At 72.0% G+C, this 21,430-nt stretch carries 24 protein-coding genes and 1 pseudogene; 11 read left to right on the top strand and 14 right to left on the bottom strand.

All coding sequences use genetic code 11. The features are described from left to right. Together ACFQGL_RS07460 and ACFQGL_RS07455 are read left to right on the top strand one after the other, a co-directional pair. Positions 1-654 carry a hypothetical protein gene (locus ACFQGL_RS07460; RefSeq protein ID WP_377507459.1) on the top strand — a complete coding sequence of 218 codons (654 nt, stop codon included), beginning with the start codon at positions 1-3 and terminating at the stop codon, positions 652-654. Then, positions 651-1,616 carry a nucleotidyl transferase AbiEii/AbiGii toxin family protein gene (locus ACFQGL_RS07455; RefSeq protein ID WP_377507456.1) on the top strand — a complete coding sequence of 322 codons (966 nt, stop codon included), beginning with the start codon at positions 651-653 and terminating at the stop codon, positions 1,614-1,616. The genes ACFQGL_RS07460 and ACFQGL_RS07455 overlap by 4 nt, the downstream gene beginning before the upstream one ends. A gap of 13 nt (positions 1,617-1,629) precedes the next feature. Here the strand turns inward: ACFQGL_RS07455 and ACFQGL_RS07450 are convergent, their stop codons facing one another. The 3 genes from ACFQGL_RS07450 to ACFQGL_RS07440 form a co-directional block, all read right to left on the bottom strand. Further along, on the bottom strand, positions 1,630-1,836 hold the full coding sequence (locus tag ACFQGL_RS07450; protein ID WP_120783492.1) for a helix-turn-helix domain-containing protein: 207 nt from the start codon (positions 1,834-1,836) through the stop codon (positions 1,630-1,632). Further along, entirely contained in the window at positions 1,836-2,315 is a 480-nt protein-coding gene (locus tag ACFQGL_RS07445) for a DUF2975 domain-containing protein (protein WP_377507452.1), read from the bottom strand. Before ACFQGL_RS07445 ends, ACFQGL_RS07450 begins: the two co-directional genes overlap by 1 nt. A gap of 70 nt (positions 2,316-2,385) precedes the next feature. Next, complete coding sequence (locus tag ACFQGL_RS07440; RefSeq protein WP_377507449.1) at positions 2,386-2,886, bottom strand: DUF7919 family protein; 501 nt, start codon at positions 2,884-2,886, stop codon at positions 2,386-2,388. A 103-nt stretch (positions 2,887-2,989) separates the two neighbouring features. Here ACFQGL_RS07440 and ACFQGL_RS07435 point away from each other — a divergent pair, with 103 nt between their 5' ends. After that, positions 2,990-3,556: an RNA polymerase sigma factor gene (locus ACFQGL_RS07435; protein ID WP_377507447.1), complete on the top strand. Its 567-nt coding sequence runs from the start codon at positions 2,990-2,992 to the stop codon at positions 3,554-3,556. Beyond that, positions 3,553-4,665, top strand: coding sequence for a hypothetical protein (locus tag ACFQGL_RS07430; protein WP_377507445.1), 1,113 nt, complete (start codon positions 3,553-3,555; stop codon positions 4,663-4,665). The genes ACFQGL_RS07435 and ACFQGL_RS07430 overlap by 4 nt, the downstream gene beginning before the upstream one ends. 24 nt (positions 4,666-4,689) lie before the next feature. On the opposite strand, the gene ACFQGL_RS07425 is transcribed toward ACFQGL_RS07430, so the two are convergent. From ACFQGL_RS07425 to ACFQGL_RS07415, 3 genes are all read right to left on the bottom strand, one after another. Next, complete coding sequence (locus tag ACFQGL_RS07425; RefSeq protein ID WP_377507442.1) at positions 4,690-5,940, bottom strand: HNH endonuclease signature motif containing protein; 1,251 nt, start codon at positions 5,938-5,940, stop codon at positions 4,690-4,692. 221 nt (positions 5,941-6,161) lie between these two features. After that, on the bottom strand, positions 6,162-6,353 hold the full coding sequence (locus tag ACFQGL_RS07420) for a DUF397 domain-containing protein (RefSeq protein ID WP_377507439.1): 192 nt from the start codon (positions 6,351-6,353) through the stop codon (positions 6,162-6,164). Next, positions 6,346-7,212 (bottom strand): helix-turn-helix domain-containing protein, encoded by an 867-nt coding sequence (locus ACFQGL_RS07415; RefSeq protein ID WP_377507436.1) that lies wholly within the window; start codon positions 7,210-7,212, stop codon positions 6,346-6,348. The genes ACFQGL_RS07420 and ACFQGL_RS07415 overlap by 8 nt, the downstream gene beginning before the upstream one ends. A 544-nt stretch (positions 7,213-7,756) precedes the next feature. Here ACFQGL_RS07415 and ACFQGL_RS07410 point away from each other — a divergent pair. Continuing rightward, positions 7,757-7,939, top strand: a pseudogene (locus tag ACFQGL_RS07410) (hypothetical protein); the annotation flags it as partial. A gap of 234 nt (positions 7,940-8,173) precedes the next feature. Here the strand turns inward: ACFQGL_RS07410 and ligD are convergent. Then, positions 8,174-9,211: a non-homologous end-joining DNA ligase gene (gene ligD / locus ACFQGL_RS07405; protein ID WP_377507433.1), complete on the bottom strand. Its 1,038-nt coding sequence runs from the start codon at positions 9,209-9,211 to the stop codon at positions 8,174-8,176. 47 nt (positions 9,212-9,258) lie between these two features. Between ligD and msrB the strand changes: the two genes are divergently transcribed. Then, complete coding sequence (gene msrB / locus ACFQGL_RS07400) at positions 9,259-9,663, top strand: peptide-methionine (R)-S-oxide reductase MsrB (RefSeq protein ID WP_377507430.1); 405 nt, start codon at positions 9,259-9,261, stop codon at positions 9,661-9,663. A gap of 48 nt (positions 9,664-9,711) precedes the next feature. On the opposite strand, the gene ACFQGL_RS07395 is transcribed toward msrB, so the two are convergent. Both ACFQGL_RS07395 and ACFQGL_RS07390 read right to left on the bottom strand, forming a co-directional pair. Beyond that, positions 9,712-10,353, bottom strand: coding sequence for a DUF305 domain-containing protein (locus ACFQGL_RS07395; protein WP_377507427.1), 642 nt, complete (start codon positions 10,351-10,353; stop codon positions 9,712-9,714). 62 nt (positions 10,354-10,415) lie between these two features. After that, positions 10,416-11,159 (bottom strand): lytic polysaccharide monooxygenase, encoded by a 744-nt coding sequence (locus tag ACFQGL_RS07390; protein WP_377507423.1) that lies wholly within the window; start codon positions 11,157-11,159, stop codon positions 10,416-10,418. 270 nt (positions 11,160-11,429) lie between these two features. Between ACFQGL_RS07390 and ACFQGL_RS07385 the strand changes: the two genes are divergently transcribed. From ACFQGL_RS07385 to ACFQGL_RS07375, 3 genes are all read left to right on the top strand, one after another. Continuing rightward, positions 11,430-11,690 (top strand): Prokaryotic metallothionein, encoded by a 261-nt coding sequence (locus ACFQGL_RS07385; RefSeq protein ID WP_377507420.1) that lies wholly within the window; start codon positions 11,430-11,432, stop codon positions 11,688-11,690. 166 nt (positions 11,691-11,856) lie between these two features. After that, on the top strand, positions 11,857-12,801 hold the full coding sequence (locus ACFQGL_RS07380) for a DMT family transporter (protein ID WP_377507417.1): 945 nt from the start codon (positions 11,857-11,859) through the stop codon (positions 12,799-12,801). A 61-nt stretch (positions 12,802-12,862) separates the two neighbouring features. Continuing rightward, entirely contained in the window at positions 12,863-13,318 is a 456-nt protein-coding gene (locus ACFQGL_RS07375) for a GNAT family N-acetyltransferase (RefSeq protein ID WP_377507413.1), read from the top strand. Positions 13,319-13,335: 17 nt separating this feature from the next. Here the strand turns inward: ACFQGL_RS07375 and hemQ are convergent, their stop codons facing one another. From hemQ to hemE, 3 genes are read right to left on the bottom strand one after another with little or no spacing between them, the layout of a single operon-like run. Further along, on the bottom strand, positions 13,336-14,037 hold the full coding sequence (gene hemQ, locus ACFQGL_RS07370) for a hydrogen peroxide-dependent heme synthase (RefSeq protein WP_377507410.1): 702 nt from the start codon (positions 14,035-14,037) through the stop codon (positions 13,336-13,338). Next, a complete protein-coding gene (hemG, locus tag ACFQGL_RS07365; RefSeq protein WP_377507407.1) occupies positions 14,034-15,443 on the bottom strand; it encodes a protoporphyrinogen oxidase in 1,410 nt (469 codons plus the stop codon). The genes hemQ and hemG overlap by 4 nt, the downstream gene beginning before the upstream one ends. 6 nt (positions 15,444-15,449) lie before the next feature. Beyond that, entirely contained in the window at positions 15,450-16,547 is a 1,098-nt protein-coding gene (gene hemE / locus ACFQGL_RS07360; RefSeq protein ID WP_377507404.1) for a uroporphyrinogen decarboxylase, read from the bottom strand. Positions 16,548-16,777: 230 nt separating this feature from the next. Between hemE and ACFQGL_RS07355 the strand changes: the two genes are divergently transcribed. Beyond that, positions 16,778-17,350 carry a DUF3000 domain-containing protein gene (locus tag ACFQGL_RS07355; protein WP_377507401.1) on the top strand — a complete coding sequence of 191 codons (573 nt, stop codon included), beginning with the start codon at positions 16,778-16,780 and terminating at the stop codon, positions 17,348-17,350. A 108-nt stretch (positions 17,351-17,458) separates the two neighbouring features. On the opposite strand, the gene ACFQGL_RS07350 is transcribed toward ACFQGL_RS07355, so the two are convergent. Both ACFQGL_RS07350 and ACFQGL_RS07345 read right to left on the bottom strand, forming a co-directional pair. Next, positions 17,459-18,346, bottom strand: coding sequence for a hypothetical protein (locus tag ACFQGL_RS07350; protein ID WP_377507398.1), 888 nt, complete (start codon positions 18,344-18,346; stop codon positions 17,459-17,461). Positions 18,347-18,508: 162 nt separating this feature from the next. Then, positions 18,509-19,870, bottom strand: a complete 1,362-nt coding sequence (locus tag ACFQGL_RS07345) for a S1C family serine protease (protein WP_377507396.1) — start codon at positions 19,868-19,870, stop codon at positions 18,509-18,511. Positions 19,871-20,081: 211 nt separating this feature from the next. On the opposite strand from ACFQGL_RS07345, the gene ACFQGL_RS07340 reads away from it, so the two are divergent. Beyond that, complete coding sequence (locus ACFQGL_RS07340; RefSeq protein ID WP_377507393.1) at positions 20,082-21,416, top strand: ribonuclease D; 1,335 nt, start codon at positions 20,082-20,084, stop codon at positions 21,414-21,416. Positions 21,417-21,430 lie beyond the last annotated feature (14 nt).

The following is a 21,430-nucleotide window of genomic DNA, read 5'->3' as shown; positions in this document are numbered from 1 at the left end:
GTGCTCAACGATCCGGTCACCGAGCCGCGCGGCGACTTCGACATCCACCTCACCGTGCGTCCCGTGCCCGACGGCCTTGTCCCCGATGCGGCCGACCGGTTGGCCGAGCTGGCAGCCCGGCACGGGTGCAAGTTCACCGACATCGAGCTGGCCCGGGGCGCGGTGCGCACGCAACCGATGGTCACCGGCACCGGCTCGGGCACTCTGGCCGCCCAACGCGCGCTGGCGGCCGGTTGGGCACGGACACTACGCGCCGAGGGGTACGAGGTGATCCGGACGAAGATCGAGGCCGCCCCGTGGAACGACGGCGTACCGGCCGACGACCAGGCGGCGGCCCGGGAACCGGCGGGACGCTACTTCGAGCACCACGTCAAGCTGCTGCTCGACGCCGCCGAACTGGACGGGCTGGCGGCGGCCGTCGAGCCGTACGGTGCGCACCTGTCCCGCAATGCCCGCCGGGAACGGCAGGACGGCCGGCACGAGCGGTTCGTCACCCAGCGCTGCCACGCGGTCGGGCAGGCCGCCGCGCGCCGTCGGCTGGCCACTCTGGTCGACGCGGTACGCGCCCGAGGTCATCGCATCGTCAGCGTGGAGGAGGAGTACGTGATGGTCGACGACAACACGGCGATCGACGCGGGTTGGATCGCGGCGTGACCCGGTACCCGTACCGGGGGCCGGTCGACGCGTACCAGCGGACGATGCGCGCCAAGCCGGCCGGCGCGGAGGGCTTTCCGCGCACCTACCAGCCGGTGACCCGGGCACCCGGGGTCTGGCAGAGCGGCGTCTTCGAGCCGGCGCTGAAGCAGTATCCGCACGCGTACGCGATGGGTGAGCCGGTCTTCGAGGACCCGGCCGCCGGCGTGCGGTGGCGGGCGGCCCGGGCGACAGCGATGTACTCGGTGCTCGCCGCCCTGGCCGCAGCGCCCTGCGGAGAGCACCTGGTGCTGCGCGGCAGCGTGCTGGTACGGGCCTGGCTCGGCGAGCAGGCCCGCGAACCCGGCGACCTGGACTTCGTGGTCACCCCACCGACGCTGACCCTGACCGACGCCGCCGGACTGTTCGACGGCATGGTGGACGCGGTCCGCCGATTCCCGCCGGACCCGACCGGGGTGCTGGTCGACGCCGACGAGGTGGCGGTCGAGGACATCTGGACCTACGAGCGGGCTCCCGGGCGACGGTTGGTGTTCCCGTGGCTCTCGCCGGACCTGCCGGCCGGCACCGTGCAGGTCGACGTGGTTCTGGGCGAGGAGTTGCCCGAGCGCCCCGAGGTGGTCGACGTACCGGTCGGCGAGCACCTGGTGCCGGTCCGGGCGGTCAGCCCGCAACTCTCGCTGGCGTGGAAGCTGCTCTGGTTGGAGACCGACCGGTATCCGCAGGGCAAGGACCTCTACGACGCCACGCTGCTCGCCGAGCACGCCACGGTGCCGTGGGATCTGGTCGTCTCGGTCCTCGCCAAGGAGTTGGGTGACGAGGCGGCCGGCTTCACCCCGGAGCGGGTACGGAGGTGGGCCGTGGACTGGGACAACCTGCGTGACCTGGCGCCGGGGGTGCCGGGCACCGGCCCGCAGTGGCGGGACCGGCTGGTGGCGGCACTGCGGCGGTCGTACCCCGGTTAGGCCCCGTGGCGGGTCACTCGTCGACCCACTCGAGCAGGTCGCCGGGCTGGCACTCGAGTACCCGGCACATGGCCTCCAGGGTGCTGAAGCGCACGGCCTTGGCACGGCCGTTCTTGAGCACGGCCACGTTCGCCGGGGTGAGCCCGACCCGCTCGGCGAACTCGCCGACGCTCATCTTGCGTTTGGCCAGCTCGACGTCGATGCGGACGACGATGGGCATCAGATCACCGCTTCCATGTCGGCGCGCAGCGTGGTGGCCTGGCGCAGCAGCGCACGCAGCACCACCATCAGGAGCCCCAGCACCGTGACGCCGATCGTCAACAGGAACAGCAGGAGCGGCAGCCCCGGGTCGTCCGCGTTGAACCCGACGTAGAGGAACACGCCCACGAGCACCACCCATGCTGCGGCGATGGCCCAGACGATCGCGTCCACCCACTTCAGCGACGCCTCGGTGAAGATGCGGTCGTTGCGGACCAGGCCGAGCAGCTTCCAGGTGGCCACGATCACCACCTGTACGCACAGCACCCAGAACACCGCCACGGCCGTCAGCGGCCACCGCAGGTACGCGTCGTTCGGCGACTCCTTGGCCATGTGCGCGAACTGCCCGGGCAGCGAGAGGGTCTGGAACACGACCAGGACCCCGAACAGCAGCACGAGAAAGACCTTGAGCGGGGCTACCGCTCGATGCTCGCTAGTCATGCATCGAGTTTCGCTCGGTACCTATCGAAAGTCAATCGGTCTCGGCTTGGCGATCGGTGGCCGTGGTCGTTCAGTCGAAGGTCGTGCGCTCGGCGTCCGGTGGCACCCATGGGCTCGGCTCGTCGGCCCAGCGAGGTTCGTAGGCCTGCACCGCCGCGATGAACTCGGCGGGCGGCAGGTAGGCGTGCACGGTGACGTAGTGCCAGATCAGCGACGGCGCGGCGAACACCACGCCCGGCCGCGCCGGCACCCTGATCTCGGTGTGCCCCAGGGCCACCGCGCCGCTGGGAAGCTCCACGGAGAGCATGGCTGCGTCCGCATCCGACGAGGGCGGGCAGTGCGAACAGTCGTGCCAGCCGCGCATCGAGTTGACCGGTGGTCCCGCGACGATGTCGAGCAGCCTGGCGGCGAACCCCGCGGGAACCGGACCCTTCTCGAACGCGTACGGGGCGTCGAGCCAGCCGACGGCGATCCTGCGGTATTCGGGCCGAAACTGGAGCCATCCCCAACTGCGCTCGAAGGTGTCCAGGTCGCGGTAGTCGTAGGTGCTGAGATCCTCGAAGTACGTCACCCGCCGTTTCTACTCCACACCACGGAACCGGTCCGCCCCGCCGGCGGCACAATTTCGGGATCGGGCCTGTCACGATGGGCGCTCGACCGGACATGGAACAGACGTGAGCCCCGGGCAGGAGCACGAGGACCGCTTCCGACGCGTCTACGCGGCCAACTTCGAGCCGCTGCTGGCGTACGCCCTGCGACGGGTCGAACAGCCCGAGGACGCGGCCGACGTGGTCGCCGAGACCTTCCTCATCGCCTGGCGGCGCAGCCGCGAGATGCCACCCGAGGCCGAGGTCCGACTGTGGCTGCACGGCGTGGCCCGGCGGGTGCTGGCCAACCACCATCGCGGCGGAGCACGCCGGGGACGACTGGGCGATCGGTTGCGGCAACGACTCCGGGTCGGCAGCGCCGTCGACCCGGGTAGTGAGGTGCCCGAACGACTCACCGTGCGGGCCGCGCTGGCCCGGCTGAGCGAGGCGGACCGGGAGGTGCTGATGCTGACCTTCTGGGAGGGCCTGGAGCCGCGCGAGGTCGCCACGATCCTCCAGGTGAGCCCGACCGCAGTCCGAACCCGGCTGTCCCGTGCCCGGGCGCGGCTACGCAATCTCGTCGGTGACGACCTCGGCCCAGCCGGACATGTACTCGACGTCATGGCCGTACGAGCCCCGGAGGAGGGCAGATGACCGACGAACACTTCGACCGGAGAGTCCGCGACGCCGATCCATACCGGCCCGAGGTCATCGCGCACCTCGGCGGGGCTGCTCAGGACCTCTTGGAGGAGATCTTGTCCGCACCGACCCTCGAACCCATCGCCGACCCGCCGGGTAAGCGCGTCCGGGCCCGTCGTCACCTGATGAGCGGCCTCGCCACGGCAAGCGTCGCGGCCGCCATCCTCGCTGTCGTCTTCACCGTCTCGATCGCGAAGCCCGATCAGCCGGGAGACCGCGAGGTGTCCCCGAGCATCGATTCCAGCTCGGCGGCACCGGGAACGGTCTCCTACTCGGCGATGGTGCTCAAGGCGGCCGAGGAGAACCCACGGCTGCTGATCAACCAGCCCGGCTGGAAGGCGACCACCGTCTACGGGTTCGCCGAGAAGGAGGGCACCATCGCGTTCACCAACGGTAAGCGGCAACTCAGCATGAACTGGTACCCGGCCGACCAGTACGGTAGCTATCACGACGATCGGCTCAACGGCAGCAAGGGCGATCAGCCCAACGGCAGCAAGCCGGAGTCGGTGAAGGTCGACCGCTGGCCGGGTGATCTGTTCCGGTACGGCGCGAGCGACTTCGCGGTCATGCTCCGGCCCCGCGACGGTTCCTTCGTCGAACTGCGTACCGGAGGCGCCTGGACGCGGAGCGAGTTCGACCGGGTCCTCGCCACCGTGATCCGCGTCGACGCCCGTACCTGGCTGGCCGCGCTGCCGGCCGAGATCGTCACGCCCGAGCGAGCACAGGAGCAGGCGGCCAAGGTGCTCGTCGGCGTGCCGCTCCCCCCGGGCTTCGACGCGGCCACGCTGGCCGACCAGGGCGTCAACGACGCCTACCAGTTCGGTGCCGCGGTGACCAGCAAGGTGGGCTGCGGGTGGATCGCCGAATGGCTGCGCGCGAAGCAGGCCGGCGACGAAGCCGCCCGCAAGAGGGCCGCCGACGCGTTGCGCAGCAGCCACCAGTGGAAGGTGCTGCATGACATGAACGCCGAGGGTGACTGGCCTGAGGTGTTCTGGAAGATCGCCGACCAGGTGGCCGCCGGTGACGTACCCAAGGACTACAAGGGCGCGATCGCCTGCGAATAGCTCGATCGGCTCCCGGCCGTCCGTTCACGTTCGTGGGTGGTACCGGTTGCGACGGGGTAGCTGTTCCGGGTCGAGCCAGGCCGGCGGAACGAACTCCGGGTGACCGTCGCCCCCGAGGTGGACGGCCCAGTCGCCCTGGTGGATGTGTCGGTGGTGGTGGCCACAGAGCAGCACGGCATTGTCGAGGCTGGTGGCCCCACCGTCGGCCCAGTGGCGGATGTGGTGGGCGGCGCACCAACGGGGTGGCCGGTCGCAGCCGGGAAAGGCGCAACCACGGTCGCGCAGCACCAGGGCGCGACGGAGTGGGCCGGTGATCAGGCGGCGTTGCCGGCCCACGTCGAGGACCTGGCCGGCGCCACCGAGCACGGCGGGCAGGATCGCGGCGTCGCAGGCGAGCCGGCGCACCGTCTCGGGGGTGAGTTGCAGGCCGACGTCGAGAGCGCCGGCCCGCGGGTGCCGCGTCAGCCCGTCGTAGCTGGTCGTGACGACGACCTGGGCGGCGTCACCGCCGTGCTCGGGCAGCTCACCGGTGCGCAGCGCGAGTCGGCACACGTCGGCGAGAGCGTCGTGCCGACGCTGACCCGCGGTGCGGTTGTCGTCCGGCCCGCAGGGCGCGGTGAGCGGGTCGAGGACCGCGCGGAGCAGGGCGGCGGCCTCCACATCGAGGGCCCCGGTCAGCCGCAGCCGGCCGCCGGGCTGCTCGGAGATCGTGACGTGCCGGTCCCGGGCAGCCCGGCGGGCCTCTGCCTCCAGGGCGGCCAGGGCCGCCGCGTCGGCGACATCGGGGGCGACGTGGTCGAGGATCCGGGTGGCCATGGTGCGCAGCAGCGCGGGATCGAACTGCTCGGCCCAGTCGATGAGCACACCGACGGCCCGGTCGGCGGCCTCGGTGCCGGCCGAGGCCGCCACGGTGGCGACCGTTTCGGCGATGACCCGGACCTGCTCGACGTTGACCGTCCCACCCGCCAGGGCCTCGCGCACGCCGGGCGGGGCATCGTCGACCGCGGCGGCGAGCTCGACCAGCCGGCGGGCAGTCGAGACGCCGACCCGCAACCGGTGGCGCAGCCACACCGCCGTCGAGGACGCCCCCTGCGTCACGGCGGTGCCCCGACCGTCCAACTCCCGTACGGCGGCCAACTGCACCGACGCCAGACGCTGCTGGAGGCGGTGCGTGGCGTCGATGACCGCGATCAGCTCGTGCTCGGAAACCGCCCAGGCCGCGACGTCGGTGCAGGCCGCCACGGCACTCTCCGCCCGCACCAACTCATCGATCACTCACAAATCTTAGAACAGGTGTACGACACTTCCGGATCGCTGCACGCCCCAAAGGTGCCGGCCGACCATTGAACCCGTCGCCGAGCTGCGGCCATGCTGCCGGGACCTACACGCAGGTCGACGGGGACGCGGACGACCGAACCCTCTGAGCCAGAAACCCCCGACCTGCCCGTAAGGGATGGCCGGGGGTTTCGTCGTTGTCATGCGCCCGTTAGCGCGGTCTAGCTACCCACCTTGGTCGACGTAACGAACGCGACCCAAGCGGTCGGACTGAAGGCAAGAGTCGGCCCTTGCTTGTCCTTGCTGTCCCGAACGGCAACGACACCCTGGAGGTTGTCGGCAACCTCCACACAGTTGCCCTGTGCTCCGCTCCGGGTGCTTTTGCGCCAGGCAGCGCCGGTCAGATCAATCATCTTGCCTCTCCTTGATTCCCTGCATCAGCTTCCGGGATTCCTCAACGCTCAACGCCTGAGCGGTGAGGGCGTTCCAAACTTCCGCGTACGTCTTGACCTCTTCGAGCCGGTCAAGGTAGAGCGCACCCGAAAGACCCTCGTTGTAGACCGTTGTGGGCTCGGCAGACCTCGCCCCGTTCGTGGGAAAGTCGAGGATCACGAAGCCACCTGACACCACTACTTGAGTGATCGTGGCGTTGAGTGGAATCACCCTGACGGACACGTTGGGCGCGTCGCTCGCCATCACCAACTTGTCAATCTGCCCCGACATACCGGCCACGTTCTTGTGCAACAGGGCTTCCTCAATGATCACGTCCAGTACGGGAGCGGCTGGCCGCTTCCGAGTAAGCAACCGCTGGCGCTCTATCCGCAGCTCAACATGCTTGGCAGCTTCCTCGTCAGGCACGTTCGGGCGCGTACGGACAACCTGTGCGGCGTACTCCGGTGTCTGGAGGAGCCCTGGGGCTACCGCGTGTTCATAACTTCGAATTCGACTCGCGGCCGACTCAAGGCCAACGTACAGCTCAAACCAGCGAGGGATCACCTCCCCGTAGGCGTGATACCACCCCTTGCTTTTGGATTCCTTGGCGAGACTGACGAGGACTTCCGTCATGTCAGCAGGGGCGCCATAGAGCCGGCACATCTGGTCCACGTCCAAGGCGCGAATGGGAGTCTGCCCGGACTCGATCCGGTACATCTTGGCTCGGGACCACTCAAGGTCAGAGGCGGCAGCCTCAAGCCCGATACCCGCCTGCTCGCGGGTCTGCCGGAGCAGGCGGCCAAGCTCGCGTCTCGGCACCGTCGAGCCCACCTCAGTCATCGGCACCATCCCCCTGTCTCATCCTGAGCCGTCATCCGACGTGCCGTGAGACGGCTCTTGCATCAACAGCCCTTAGGCACTTCTCTGCGTGAAAGTCTCGTGTGGAGAGTTGCACGTCCCATCGACGCTCCCGGATCGTAGCTGCTAGAGGGGCTGATTGGTGACCGTGGGAGGTTGGACGTGGCACGGTGGAAGTGGTTTCAGCGCGGAATTGAGCCGGTCGACGTGGTGCAGCGACCCGGCGAACCGCGCCCCGACGGTGCGCCAGGCCGGGAGGGCCCCACCGCCCCGATTCGCTGGGGCCCGATGCTGTTCACGCGAGGGGCCCTGGCCAGGTCCCCCCACCCAGCGGAAGCCAACAAGCGGGGCGAGACGTGATGGTGGAGGAATGGCGGCCTGAACCGCCATTCCCGGTGATCATGGCTGGCTACGTCATTGACTTCCACCACCGGAACACCTGCACCAAGTGCGACAGCCCGAAGGGCTGCCCTCGGTTGAAGGAAGCCGGGGAAACACTCAAGACGTGGCGCGACAGAAAGAAACGATGAACCTCCGGAGTGGTGACTTGCTCCACGTCACCTCCACCGCATCCGTTCAGTTCTCCCGCCCCATCTTCTTCCGAGTCATCCGAGTTCTTGACTGGGTCACTTATGACGGCTGGATCTGGCTTGAGGGCTACGAGATGGGCCCGAAGGGCAACGCTGTCAACCGTCGCTCCATCTTTGTCTAGACAGAGGGGCTGCGGCGGCTGACGTCTACGGGCCTGCCCGGAGCGTCAGGGCAGCCAAACGCGGTTCAGCACCGAGACCGCGAGCAACGCAGGACGGGCGAAATGTCGGCGCGCTAGACAGCAGAGCTTCAACGTCCACATTCAGGTGCGACGGAGGCGGTCGACCACTTCGGGTCCGCGGAACCGAGAAGCCGGGCAAGTTGCGGCTCAACGCTATCGCCACAAGCCGCCTCAGGCGGTGTCTTCGCTGGTAGGACGCTTGGCGCGGCTGGGTTGGACCCGCTTGGGCTCGCCGGGCATCTTGGGGTGGTCCGGCGGGTACGGCAGGTCGCCCTGGCCGGCGGCGGCGTCCCGTTCGGCCCACTCCAGCAGCGGAGTGATGTCCCACGGGGTGTCGTCGATGTCGGCGTGCGGGTCGCCTCGCTCGCTGAGCCGGGCCGGGACGCTGCGCAGGTCGAAGTCGTCCGGCTCGACGTCGGGCAGCTCGTCCCAGGTGACCGGGGTGGAGACGGTGGCCCGCGCGTTGGCGCGCAGCGAGTACGCGCAGGCGATGGTGCGGTCCCGGGCCATCTGGTTGAAGTCGACGAAGACGCGGCTGCCGCGCTCCTCCTTCCACCAGGCGGTGGTGACCAGCTCGGGGCGACGGCGCTCCAGCTCCCGGGCCAGCGCGATGGTGGCCCGGCGCACCTCGGTGAACGTCCAGCGGGGCTGGATGCGCAGGTAGACGTGCACGCCCCGACCGCCGGAGGTCTTCGGCCAGCCGGCAACGCCCAGCTCGTCGAGGAGGCCGCGCAGCTCACCGGCGGCCTGGGCGGCGTGGGCGAAGTCAGTGCCCGGCTGCGGGTCCAGATCGATGCGCAGTTCGTCGGGGTGGTCCACGTCGGCGGCGCGCACCGGCCAGGGGTGGAACACGATGGTGCCCATCTGCGCTGCCCAGGCCACGTGCGCCAGATCGGCCGGGCAGAGCTCCGCCGCGCTCCGGCCGCTCGGGAAGGTGATCTCCGCGGTGGTCACCCAGGGCGGCACCCCGCGAGTGGGTACCCGCTTCTGGAAGAACATCTCGCCCTCGACGCCCTCGGGGAAGCGTTGCAGCGTGGTGGGCCGGTCCCGCAGGGCACGCATGATCCCGTCGCCGACCGCGAGGTAGTAGTGGAAGACGTCCGCCTTGGTGAAGCCCCGCTGCGGGAAGATCACCCGGTCCGGACTGCTCAGCCGTACGGTGTGCCCGGCCACCTCGACCTCGGCGACCGCTGCCTTGGTGCCACCCATCCCGCGACCTTATGCCACGCCCCCGACGTTCGACGTACCGTTGACGGGTGAGTCTTGACGACAATGAGCTGCCCCAGACCGAGGACGAGTGGCGGGTCCGCCTGACCCCCGAGGAGTTCCACGTCCTACGGGAGGCCGGCACCGAACGCCCCTGGACCGGCGAGTACGTGGACACCAAGACGCAGGGTGTCTACCACTGCCGCGCCTGCGGGCTGGAACTCTTCTCCAGCGACACCAAGTTCGACTCGAACTGTGGCTGGCCGAGCTTCGACGACGCCATCCCGGGCCGGGTCAAGGAGATCGAGGACCGCAGCCTCGGCATGGCCCGTACGGAGATCCGCTGCGCCCGCTGCAACAGTCACCTCGGGCACGTCTTCCACGGCGAGGGCTTCACGCCGAAGGACACCCGGCACTGCGTCAACTCGGTCTCCATCAAGCTGGAGCCACGCTGATCTGAGCAGCCGCCGCGCGGCGGGAGGCACGCCAGCGGCGTACCCCTTTCACCGTCGCGCGGCCGGCGGCCCGGTCAGCAGCCCGACCTCGGCGGTGCGGGACTGCTCGATCCGCCGGGCCAGCTCGCGTACCTGCGCGCTGCGGCCGACGTCGACCTGGGCCCGAGCCAGGTCGGCCGCGGCACGCTGATGGTCCGCGAGCACCTCGCGCAGCACCCGGTCGACGTCGGCGGCCGACGCGGCCCGCAGCCGGTCGAGCGCCGCGTTGTCGCCGTGCCCGGCGTGGTCGTGCCCGGCCACACCGGTGCCCGGCCCGGCCGTCGGCAGCCAGCCGCGCATGGTGGCCAGTTCGTCGGCCTCGGTCGCCTCGATGGCGGCGGCAAGGGTACGCAGCGCGTCGTCACTCAGCCGGCCCCGCGCCAGCCGGACGATCTGCAGGGTGCGTTCGCTGTGCCCGACCATGGTGCTCAGGAACACCACGTCGATGCCGCTCATCGCGTCCCCGGGCGCCCCAGAGACGGCCGACGCCGCCCCACCGGCCGGCGCGGACCCGGCCGCCGGCGGCCCGGCCGGGGCCGCGGGGGCCGGTTGGGGCGCGACCGACGGGGTCTGCGTGGGTGGCCCGCCGCAGGCCGCGGTGAGCAGCAGCGCGACGAGCAGGGGTACGGCGAGCAGGGTTCGTCGGGTCATGCCGGATGCTCCGATCGTGCGAGGACGGCGACACGGGTGCGGCCGGAGCCGCACCCGTGCGGTCAGACCTGAAGCCAGAGCGCCGGTACGTTCGGCGGCTCCCATCCGGGAATCGCGGTGTGCGCCTGGCGGCAGCGGTACGTCGCTCCGCCGTAGGTGACCTGGTCCCCGACCTGGTATGCCCGGCCGGCCGTCCAGCTGCCGCCGGCGGGCGGGTTGGTCGGCGTCGGCGTGGGGGTCGGAGTGGGGGTCGGCGTCGGGGTCGGCGTCGGAGTCGGCGTCGGGCCGCCACCGCCGCCACCGATCTGCACGTCGATGCAGGAGTAGAAGGCGTTGGCGGTGTCGGAGATGTTCCACACCGCGAGGATCTTCTGCCGGCCGGAGAAGCCACCGAGGTTGACGTTGTGCGAGACGGTGGCGCCCGGCTGCTGGCCGTTGCCGTTGACCACGCCGACCCGGGTGTTCCCGATCCAGTACTCCCAGTTGAGGGTGGCGTGCCGGGCGGTGTTCACCCAGGTGAAGGTCAGCGAGGTGCCGACCGAGGTGGCCGGCCACCCCCGCCCGTCGTCGTTGAGGACGGCGAACTGGGCGATTCCGGCGTTGCAGCTCTTCAGGCCCTTCGGCCCCTCGACGCTCTGCGGCTCGTACTTGATCTGCCCGCAGTCCGGCACCCGGCCCTGCGCGCAGAGCGCCTGGCGGCTCGGCGGGGCGGAGACGTAGCCGTGCGCCTGGGCGGGGGCGGCGACGGTGAGGGTGGCGGCGACGGCACCCGCCGCCACCAGCGGGACGGTGATTCTTCGACGCATGGGGGCAGCTCCTTCTCCAGGTCCGGTGGGTGCCCCTCAACGTAATTTAAACTTTATTAACAGTAAAGACCAACGTCGATAAATTCATCGATGATGACGAGTCCGTTGACGAGGGGCGGACGAAGGGGCGTGCGAGGGGGCGAACGAGGGGCGGACGACACGCCGGAGCCGACACGCCGCCAGATCGGGCCGAGTGGCGCGCATTTCGCCCGCCGGCCCGGCGCACTCGGGCACTCTGGTGGCACATGTCCTGATACGGGGGGTTTTCTCATGGCAACGTGCGAGGTCTGCGGCAACGACTACTGGATGGCGTTCGAGGTACGGACGGTCAGCGGCGACGTGCACACCTTCGACTCGTTCGAGTGCGCGATCCACCGGCTGGCGCCGATCTGCGAACACTGCCAGATCAAGATCTCCGGGCACGGCGTCGAGGTGAACGGCCGGTTCTTCTGCTGCGGTCACTGCGCCCGCGCCGTCGAGGGCACCCAGGGTGCCGAGATCCGGGACGCCGTCGGCGCACGACCCGCCTGACCGGTACGGTCGTCCGATGCGGCCGTTCCTGGGCGTCCTGCCCCCGCCGCGCTCCTGACCGGAGCGCCGCGCCTCCCGCCGACCGGGTGACCCGGCTCGGCCATCTCGCCGTACGCGCTCCGTCGACGTCGTCCCCGTCAACGGCTCACCCCATCGGAGCGCACCCGTGTCCACCTCCCGTACCGCACCACCGGCCGCCCCGGCACCGACCCGCACCCCGGCCCGTACTGGCCTGATCCAGATCACCGTCACCGGAGTCCTGTGGGGCACCACCGGGGTGGCGGTGCAACTCCTGCGCGAGAGCACCGGGCTCAGTCCCGTGAGCATCGGCTTTCACCGCCTGGCGATCGCCGCGCTCGTCCTGCTGGCGTGCACCGCCGGCCGACTGCGCCAGATCCTGGCCGCCCTGCGCGCGGCACCGGTGCCGCTACTGCTCACCGGCGTCGGGCTCGGCCTCTACCAGGCGCTCTACTTCGCGGCCGTGGCGCTGGCCGGGGTCGGCGTGGCCACCGTGGTGAGCCTCGGCCTGGCTCCGGTGCTCGCCGCCGCCTGGGAGTCGGTACGAGCGCGGCGGATCCCCGGCCCGCTGCGGCTCGGCACACTGGTGGCCGCCGTGGCCGGTCTCGCCCTGATCACCGGTGCCACGGCGGAACCCACCGCGGCGGCACCCGCGCCGCTGCTCGGCCTGCTCGCGGCGGCCGGCTCCGGTCTCGGCTACGCGGTGACCACCCTGATCAGCCGACAGGTGTCGCAGCACACCGCCCCGATGACGCTGACCACCATCTCCACCGTCGTCGGCGCGCTGACCCTGGCGCCCCTCGCACTGGTCGCCGGCGTCGGCGTACCGGTACGCGTCGACACCGTGGCGCTGCTCCTGCACCTCGGCGTGGTCACCACCGCGGTGGCGTACGCGCTGTTCTACGCGGGGCTGCGGACCACCCCGGGCAGCGTCGCCGCCGTCCTGACCCTGCTCGAACCGCTGACCGCAGCGGCGCTGGCCGTGGTGCTGCTGGACGAACCGCTGCCGCTGCCGGTGGTCGTCGGCGGTGCGTTGCTCCTCACCGCCGTGGCCGCCACCTATCTGGCTCCCGCGAAGCAGGACACGCCGTGACCGGTCCCGGCCGGGTGGGACGCACCGGGGCCCACCCGGCCGGGCGGCCTACCATCGGTGGGTGCCCCAGCAGACCACCGAACTCCGGACGGCCTCGTTCGCCGACCTGAACGCCCGCACCTTCCACGACCTGCTCAAGCTGCGCATCGACGTGTTCGTGGTTGAGCAGGACTGCCCGTACCCGGAGCTCGACGGTCGGGACGTGGAACCGGGCACCCGGCACCTCTGGTTGACCGACGGCGACGTGCCGCTGGCGTACCTGCGGATCCTGGCCGACCCGGACGGCGTCGCCCGGATCGGTCGGGTGGTGGTGGCCCCGGCGGCGCGCGGCGGCGGGCACGCCGGCCGGTTGATGACCGCGGCGCTGGAGGTGGTCGGCAACCGGCCCTGCGTGCTGGACGCGCAGTCGCACCTGGTCGCCTTCTACGGCCGGCACGGCTTCGCGGTCAGCGGCCCGGAGTACGTCGAGAACGGCATCCCGCACACCCCGATGCGCCGCGAGGCTCGCGACAACTGACGGTGCCGAGGCGCGGGTCAGACCAGGCAGTTGACGATGTCGCCGATGGAGCGGCGGCGGCCCGTGTAGAACGGGACCTCCTCCCGCACGTGCCGGCGGGCGCCGGAGGCGCGCAGGTCACGCATCAGGTCGACGATCCGGTGCAGTTCGTCGGCCTCGAAGGCGAGCATCCACTCGTAGTCGCCCAGCGCGAACGAGGCGACCGTGTTGGCCCGGACGTCCGGGTAGCCGCGGGCCATCTTCCCGTGCTCGGCCAGCATCTCGCGCCGCTCGGCGTCCGGCAGCAGGTACCACTCGTAGGAGCGGACGAACGGGTAGACGCAGAGGTAGGGCCGCGCCTCCTCGCCCGCCAGGAACGCCGGGATGTGGCTCTTGTTGAACTCGGCCGGCCGGTGCAGCGCCATCTGCGACCACACCGGGGTCATCGCCCGGCCCAGCGTGGTGCGGCGGAACCGCAGGTACGCGTCCTGCAGCGCGTCGCTGGAGGCGGAGTGCCACCAGATCATCAGGTCCGCGTCGGCGCGCAGCCCGGACACGTCGTACACGCCCCGGATCACGACGTCCTTGCCGGCCAACTCGGCGAAGAGCGACTCGACCTCGTGGGTGACGTTGTCCCGCATCGACGGCAGCGGGGCGCTGGCCCGGAACACCGACCACATCGTGTAGCGGATGCTGTCGTTCAGTTCCCGCAACCGGGCCGCGTTGGTCTGCTCGCTCATCTCGCCGATCCTCCCAGTGCTGTGATGATCTCTTCGGCCGCCGTCTCGCCGGAGCGGACGCAGACCGGGATGCCGACACCGTCGTAGCCGGCGCCGGCGAGGACCAGAGTGGGGTACGCGGCCCGCAACGCCGACCGTGCGGCGGCGACCCGGTCCGCGTGCCCCGGCGTGTACTGCGGCAGCGCCCCGCCCCACCGCTGCACGTGCCCGTCGACCGGGGCGGGCAGCACGGTGCCGAGCACGGCCGACAGCTCCCGGTGCACGGTCGCCGCCAGGTCCGCGTCCGGGCGTTGGAGGTGCGCCTCCTCGCCGTACCGGCCCACCGAGGCGCGCACCAGCGCCAGCCCGTCCGGCCGGCGCAGGTGCCCCCACTTGGTGGTGAAGAACGTGGCCGCCTTGATCAGCAGCCCCTCGGTGCTGGGCACCAGGAACCCGGACAGCTCGGGCAGTTCGGGCTGCGGCAGCGCCAGGGTGACCAGCGCGACGCTGGCGTAGTCCAACTCGCCGACGCCCGCGGCGACCGTCGGCGCCGGGTCGGCGAGCAGCCGGGCCGCCGGTCGGGCCGGCACCGCCAGCACCACGGCGTCCACGTCGACCAGCTCCGGGTCCCGGGTGGGGCCGACCGTGAGCCGCCAACCGGTGCCGGTCGGGGTCAGCTCGCGGACCGCGGCGTCCCGCCGTACCGTCGCGCCGCTGGCCGTCACCGCGGCCTCGATCATGGTGCCCAACCCGCCGGCCAGGGTGCCGAAGACCGGGGCGCCGGGCGCGCGCGGCGCGGCGGCCTGCGCCGCCCGGACCGCACCGACCAGGGTGTGCTCGACCCGGGCCGCGCGGGCCAGCGCCGGCATCGTGGTGACCAGGGAGAGGTCGTCGGCGCGGCCCGCGTACACGCCGCCGAGCATCGGGTCGACCAGCCGGTCCACCACCTCGTCGCCGAAGCGGGACCGGACCAGAGCGCCCACCGCGACGTCCGCATCGGGCGCGACCAACGGCCGACCCTCGTCGGTGTCGGCGTCCGCGACCGGGCGGGCCACCGCCGCCACCCGATCCAGATCCCCGGGTACGCCCACCAGCGTGCCGCCCGGGATCGGGCGCAGTCCCCCGTCGACGACCAGCGCGGCCTGCCCCACCGTGGGGTGCACGATCTCGTCGGCCAGCCCGAGCCGACGGGCCAGCACCAGCGCCGCCGAGTCACCCCCGGCGGGGTCGCGCAGCAGGAACGACTCGGCCCCGAACTCGACCGGCTGGCCGGCCAGCACCCCGGTGCGCACCTTGCCGCCCAGCGTGCCGGACTGCTCGTACACCGTGATCTCGGTGCCCTCCGGCGCGCGGTCGCGCAACCGGACCGCGGCGGCCAACCCGGCGATTCCGCCGCCGACCACCGCCACCCGCCAGGGCTGCCGCATCGCGCGTCAGCCCTGGTAGGCCCGGCGGCTGGAGACCTCGTGCACCAGCGCGACCACCCGGGTCAGCACCTCTGGGTCGGTCTCCGGCAGCACCCCGTGCCCGAGGTTGAACACGTGCCCGGGGGCCGCCGCGCCCTGCGCCAGGATCCGGCGCACCTCGGCCTCCACCACCGGCCAGGGCGCGAGCAGAACGCAGGGGTCCAGGTTGCCCTGCACCGCCTTGTCCGAGCCGATCCGGCCGGTGGCCACGTTCAGCGGCGTACGCCAGTCGACACCGACCACGTCCGCGCCGGCCTCACCCATCGCGCCGAGCAGTTCGGCGGTACCCACCCCGAAGTGGATCCGCGGCACCCCGGCGGCGGCCAGCCCACTGAGCACGGCCGTCGAGTGCGGCAGCACGTAGCGGCGGTAGTCGGCCTCGGAGAGCGCGCCGGCCCACGAGTCGAACAGTTGCACGGCGGAGACCCCGGCCTCGACCTGCACCTGCAGGAAGGCCAGCGTCACCTCGGCCAGCCGGCCGCAGAGCGCGTGCCACAGCTCCGGGTCGCCGTACATCAGCGCCTTGGTCTTCGCGTGGGTCCGCGACGGGCCCCCCTCGACCAGGTAGCTGGCCAGGGTGAACGGCGCACCGGCGAAGCCGATCAGCGGCGTGTCGCCCAGCTCGACCACCAACTGCCGGACCGCCTCGTCCACGTACGAGACGTCGTCACGGGTGATCGGCCGGATCCGCTCCACGTCGGCGGCGGTGCGGACCGGCTCGGCGACCACCGGGCCGGTGCCCGGCACGATGTCCAGGTCCACCCCGGCCGCGGCGACCGGCACCACGATGTCGCTGAACAGGATCGCCGCGTCCACGCCGTGTCGGCGGACCGGCTGGAGGGTGATCTCGGTGACCAGGTCCGGGCGGCGGCAGGACTCCAGCATCGGCACGTTCGCCCTGATCTCCCGGTATTCCGGAAGCGAGCGGCCGGCCTGGCGCATGAACCAGACCGGGGTGTGCGGGCCGGGCCGGCGCCGGCAGGCCCGGATGAAGGGCGAGTCGGCCGGTCCGCCGGGGCGCGGTTCTCCGTCTCGGGCTGCAGTGCCCGTGGTGTCGGTGGTCATCGCCGCAATCGTGCCACGCGCCCGACCCCCTCCCCGCCTGGGGTGAAAGGAAGGGCACCTTGTTAACGCCTGCGGTAGAGCAAGGGCCCCTTCCTAACATCCGGCGGCGGGGGCGGGGACGGCACCGGGACACCGACACCGCGCCCGGCCCGAGAGCCGCTCGGGACGGTCGGAGCGGGTGTCGGCGCGCCGTCGAAGCGGGTGGGCCGACGGCGGCATAGGCTGCCGGCATGGCCCCCCCGATCGCGCTTCCGGAGACCTTCGCCCGCGCGGTCGCCGGCCTGCGGTCGCCGGCGCCCCGGCCGGAGATCACGCTTGAGGAGATCGGCGCCCCCCAGCGGCTCGCCCCGTACACCTTCGCGCTCTCCGCGACGGTGCTGCGCGACGACGACGAGGTGGCCAACGGGCGGCTGATCCTGCTGCACGACCCGGTCGGGCACGAGGCGTGGCAGGGCACCCTGCGGCTGGTCACCTACGTGACCGCCGAATTGGAAGTCGACCTGGCCGCCGACCCGCTGCTGCCCGGGGTCGGCTGGACGTGGCTGACCGACGCGCTGGACGCCCAGGAAGCCGACCACCGGGCGATCGGCGGGACGGTCACGCAGACCATGTCGACCCGGTTCGGCGACCTAGCCGGCCCACCGACCGCCGGCGACATCGAGATCCGCGCCTCCTGGACGCCGGTCGACGACGACCTGGCCCCCCACCTGCTCGGCTGGTGCGCGCTACTCGCCTCCACGGCGGGCCTCCCCCCACCGGGAGTGACGGCCCTGTCCGACCGCCGCCCCGCCGCCACCGCCTAACCCGCCCGCCCCTCCGGCCGGTCGATCATGGAGTTGCGGTGACGGAAGGCCCCTCACCGTGGCATTCGTCGGGCACCACAACTCCATGATCGAGCGAAGGCGCGCCCGTTACAGGTAGTTCTCGGCCTCGTCGCAGACCTTGTCCAGGCCCTTCATCGCCGTGTCGTAGGCACCCTTGTTGCCGGCCGCCGCCGCACCGAGCGCGGTGGTCAGCTTGTCCAGGCAGCTGGCGATGACCTTCTTCTGCCGGGCCTGCTCGTCGCGGTCGTTACGGGTACCGGTGAGGTCCTGCTCGGTGTTGTCGAGCTTGTCCTGCATCGTCTGCAGGTCCGTCTTGAGCTTCGCGATCTCCGTGGTGTTGGCCGCGATGGTGCCGTCGCGCTGGCTGACCTGACCGCTGAGCCGCTTCTCGGTACGGTTCAGCTCGTTGCTCTTGGTCACGAACAGCCCGGTCATCACCCCGCTGATCACGAAGAGCAGCGCGGCCACCAGCGCCAACACGAGCACGGCGCGGCCACGACCGGCCGGAGGCACCGCGGGCGGTCCGTACGGCGGTGCCATTCCGGGCGGACCGGACATCGGCTGGCCGTACGCCGGGCCGGAGACCGGAGGCGCGGACATCGGCTGGCCGTAGCCGGGGCCGGACACGGGCGGCGCGGAGACCTGTCCGGCGTACGGCGGCGCGCTGGCCGGGTGGCCGGGCTGAGCGGCACCGTACTGCTGCGGCGCCGGCTGACCCGGCGCGTACTGCGGCGGGGTGGCCTGGCCCGGCGCGTACTGCTGCGGCGGCGTGGCCTGGCCCGGCGCGTACTGCTGCGGCGGGGTGGGCTGACCCGGCGCGTACTGCGGCGAGGTGGGCTGGCCGGCCGGGTACTGCACGGTCGGATCGGCGGACGGGCCGGCCGGTTGGCCGGGGGCGTACTGCACGGTCCGGTCGGCGTCGGACGGATCGGCAGCGGACGGCGGCTGACCCGGGCCGGTCGGGGGCTGGGACATGTCTATTCCTCCAGGTGAGCTGGTCCCACGCCGGTAGGCGCGACGGACCGGAGAACGCGGCGAGCGGTGACCAGGTCCGGGGACCCGGCCGAGTTCGGGAACGGCCGACGGCGGCCGTGCGTGGAACGAACGGGGGCGGCTCAGTTGCCGAGCCGCCCCGGGTCAGCAGATCTTGAAACCGTCGCAGGCGACCTTGATCGGTACGGCCAGCCCGATGCCCTCGGCGTCGCGGGCCTTGGCGGTGGCGATCCCGACGACCTGCTTGCTGCCGTTGATCACCGGCCCGCCGGAGTTGCCCGGGTTGATCGGGGCGTCGAACTGGATGGCCGGCCCGGAACTGCCCTGCGCGTCGCGCAGCGCGCTCACCACACCGGTGGTGACGCTGTCCTCCAGGCCGAGCGGTGCGCCGACGACGACGATCTGCTGGCCGGACTTCACCGCGGCGGGCGCGGTGACCAGGCCGGTGAACTTGCCGGTGGTACGCAACTGCGCCACGTCGTTGGTCTTGTCGACCTTGACGATGGTGGCCGGGAAACGCTGATCGGTGCGTTCCAGGAAGACCTGGCGTCCGCCGCCGTCCCAGACCGCCTCGACGACGTGGAAGTTGGTGAACAGGTTGGTCCCGCCACCGGTGGCCGGCTTGCCCACCGCGAACGCCGTGCCGGTGAACTGGCCGGCCCGGACCCGGAACACACTGGGCAGCACCGCACTGGCCACGGCCTCCGGGTTGAACGCGGCGCCGGCCTGCTTCTCCAACGCCTCCGCACGCTTGTCCAGGCCCTCGATGCGGGTCCCGTCGGCGGCCTGGGCCTGCGCCAACCGCCGGTCGGTGTCACCGAGCCGGTCGCTGAGCCGATTGAGCTGGTACGCCTGCACTCCGGCGACCGCGGCCAGCACCACGACGGCCAGCGTGGCGAGCACGGCTGGCCAGCGGCGGCGGGCGGGCCGCGCCGCCGGCAGCGGGGCGGCACCGGGCCAGCCCGGCTGGCCGGGGACGATCGGGTCACCTGCCGTGACGAACGGTGGGGCACTCGGCGGTGGCACCGTGCCCGCCGGCGGGTAGCCACCAGGGCCCGGGTAGCTCGGGCCAGGAGCGCCGCCGCCATACGGCGCGGCGCTGGCCGGGCCAGGAGCGGTGCCGTACGGCGCGGCACCGGTCGAGCCCGGGGCTGCGCCATACGGCGCGGCGCTGGCCGGGCCAGGAGCGGTGCCGTACGGCGCGGCACCGGTCGAGCTGGGAGCACTGCCGTAGGGCGCGGCCGGGGCGGCGCCGTGGGCGGCCTGCGGGCCACTCCATTGACCAGGGCTGGGCGGGGCGGACCAGTCGGCGCGGGGAGCCGGGACGGCTCGCGTCGGCTCGGTGCCGCCGGTCGGGGCCGTCGACCAGGTCGCACCGACGCCGGGGTGCGGCTCGATGCGCGGTGGCCGAGGCCCTGGCCGTTCGGCCACCGGGCCTACCCGGTCACCGTCGTCAGGCTCGGTGCCCGCCGGTCGTCCGTCCCCCGAACCGAAGCCAGCCGTCATGATCGCCTTGCCTTTCGCGTGGTCTCCCCGTGCCGCCAGCACCCCGCGTGTCAGACCGACCGGGGGCGACGGCTCGATGGACCGTACCTGCGCGAAAGGGCTTTGTCTCCCCCGATGTCCGGCATCCGTTTCGACACCTTCTGGACACCTGACCGACACGCGCCGGGACCGGCTGCACCCGCCAGATCACCGCGCGCACTAGGGTTGGCAGGTGACCGACGAACCACCCCTGCGCCGTCGGCCCGCCGAAGACCTTCCGGGAGACACACCCCAGCACCCGCCGTCGGCCCAGCCGCAGCCGGCGGGCCAGGGGACCGACCCGACCGACGGTGGGCCCGTGCCGCTGATCGCCCCGCGCGACGGCACCCCCGATCCGGTGGCCGCACCGGCCGAGCTTGCCGAGGTCGTGGCCCGCTTCGCCGCGGGCACCGGCCCGGTCGCTCTGGACGCCGAACGCGCCTCCGGCTACCGCTACAGCCAGCGCGCCTACCTTGTGCAACTCCGTCGCGCCGGTGCGGGCACAGCGCTGATCGACCCGTTGCCGCTGCCCGACCTCAGTGCCCTGGACGCGGTGATCGGCGAGGCCGAGTGGGTGCTCCACGCGGCCAGCCAGGATCTGCCGTGCCTCGCCGAGGTGGGGCTGCGCCCCCGCCGACTGTTCGACACGGAACTGGCCGCTCGGCTGGCTGGATTCGAGCGGGTCGGCCTGGCCGCGCTGACCGAGCAGTTGCTCGGATTCACCCTGGAGAAGCACCACTCGGCGGCCGACTGGTCGAGTCGGCCACTGCCCGAGTCGTGGCTGACCTACGCCGCCCTGGACGTCGAGCTGCTCACCGACCTACGCGACGCGCTCGACGCCGAGTTGGCCCGGCAGGGCAAGTCGGCCTGGGCCGCGGAGGAGTTCGCCGCGCTGGTCCGTACCGGCGCCCGTCCACCGCGGGTCCGCGCGGAGCCGTGGCGTCGTACCTCCGGAATCCATCGGGTACGCGGAGCGCGCGCCCAGGCCCGGGTCCGCTCGATGTGGTACGCCCGGGACCAGATCGCGGCCCGACGCGACGCCGCACCTGGTCGGGTGCTGCCCGACTCGGCGATCATCGCCGCCGCCGAGTTGGACCCGAAGGACGAGAAGACCCTGCTCACGCTGCCCGGTTTCGGCGGCCGCTCGGTCCGTCGGCTGGCCCGTACCTGGCTGGCCGCGCTCGATGACGCCCGGGTGCTGCCCGAGGACTCGCTGCCGGTCACCCCAGTCGTGGAGGGTCCACCTCCGCCGCACCGGTGGGCGGAGCGGGACCCGGTGGCGGCCGGACGGCTGGCCCGCTGCCGGGAGGTGGTGGTCCGCATCTCCGGTGAGCACAACCTGCCCCCGGAGAACCTGATCACCCCGGATTCGGTCCGTCGACTGGCCTGGACCCCGCCCGAGGACATCACCGAGGCGACCGTGGCCGAGACCCTGCGCGGCCTCAACGCCCGCGAGTGGCAGATCGCCCTTCTGACCCCCGACCTGACCGACGCTCTGACCGCCCCACCCCCCACGACCCCGTCCTGACCCACCCCCACCCG

This window comes from Micromonospora vulcania, from assembly GCF_042658605.1.
GTDB classification, from domain to species: domain Bacteria; phylum Actinomycetota; class Actinomycetes; order Mycobacteriales; family Micromonosporaceae; genus Micromonospora; species Micromonospora vulcania.
Note: the sequence above shows the minus strand (reverse complement) of the source record. Positions and strands in the feature narration are given on the sequence as shown.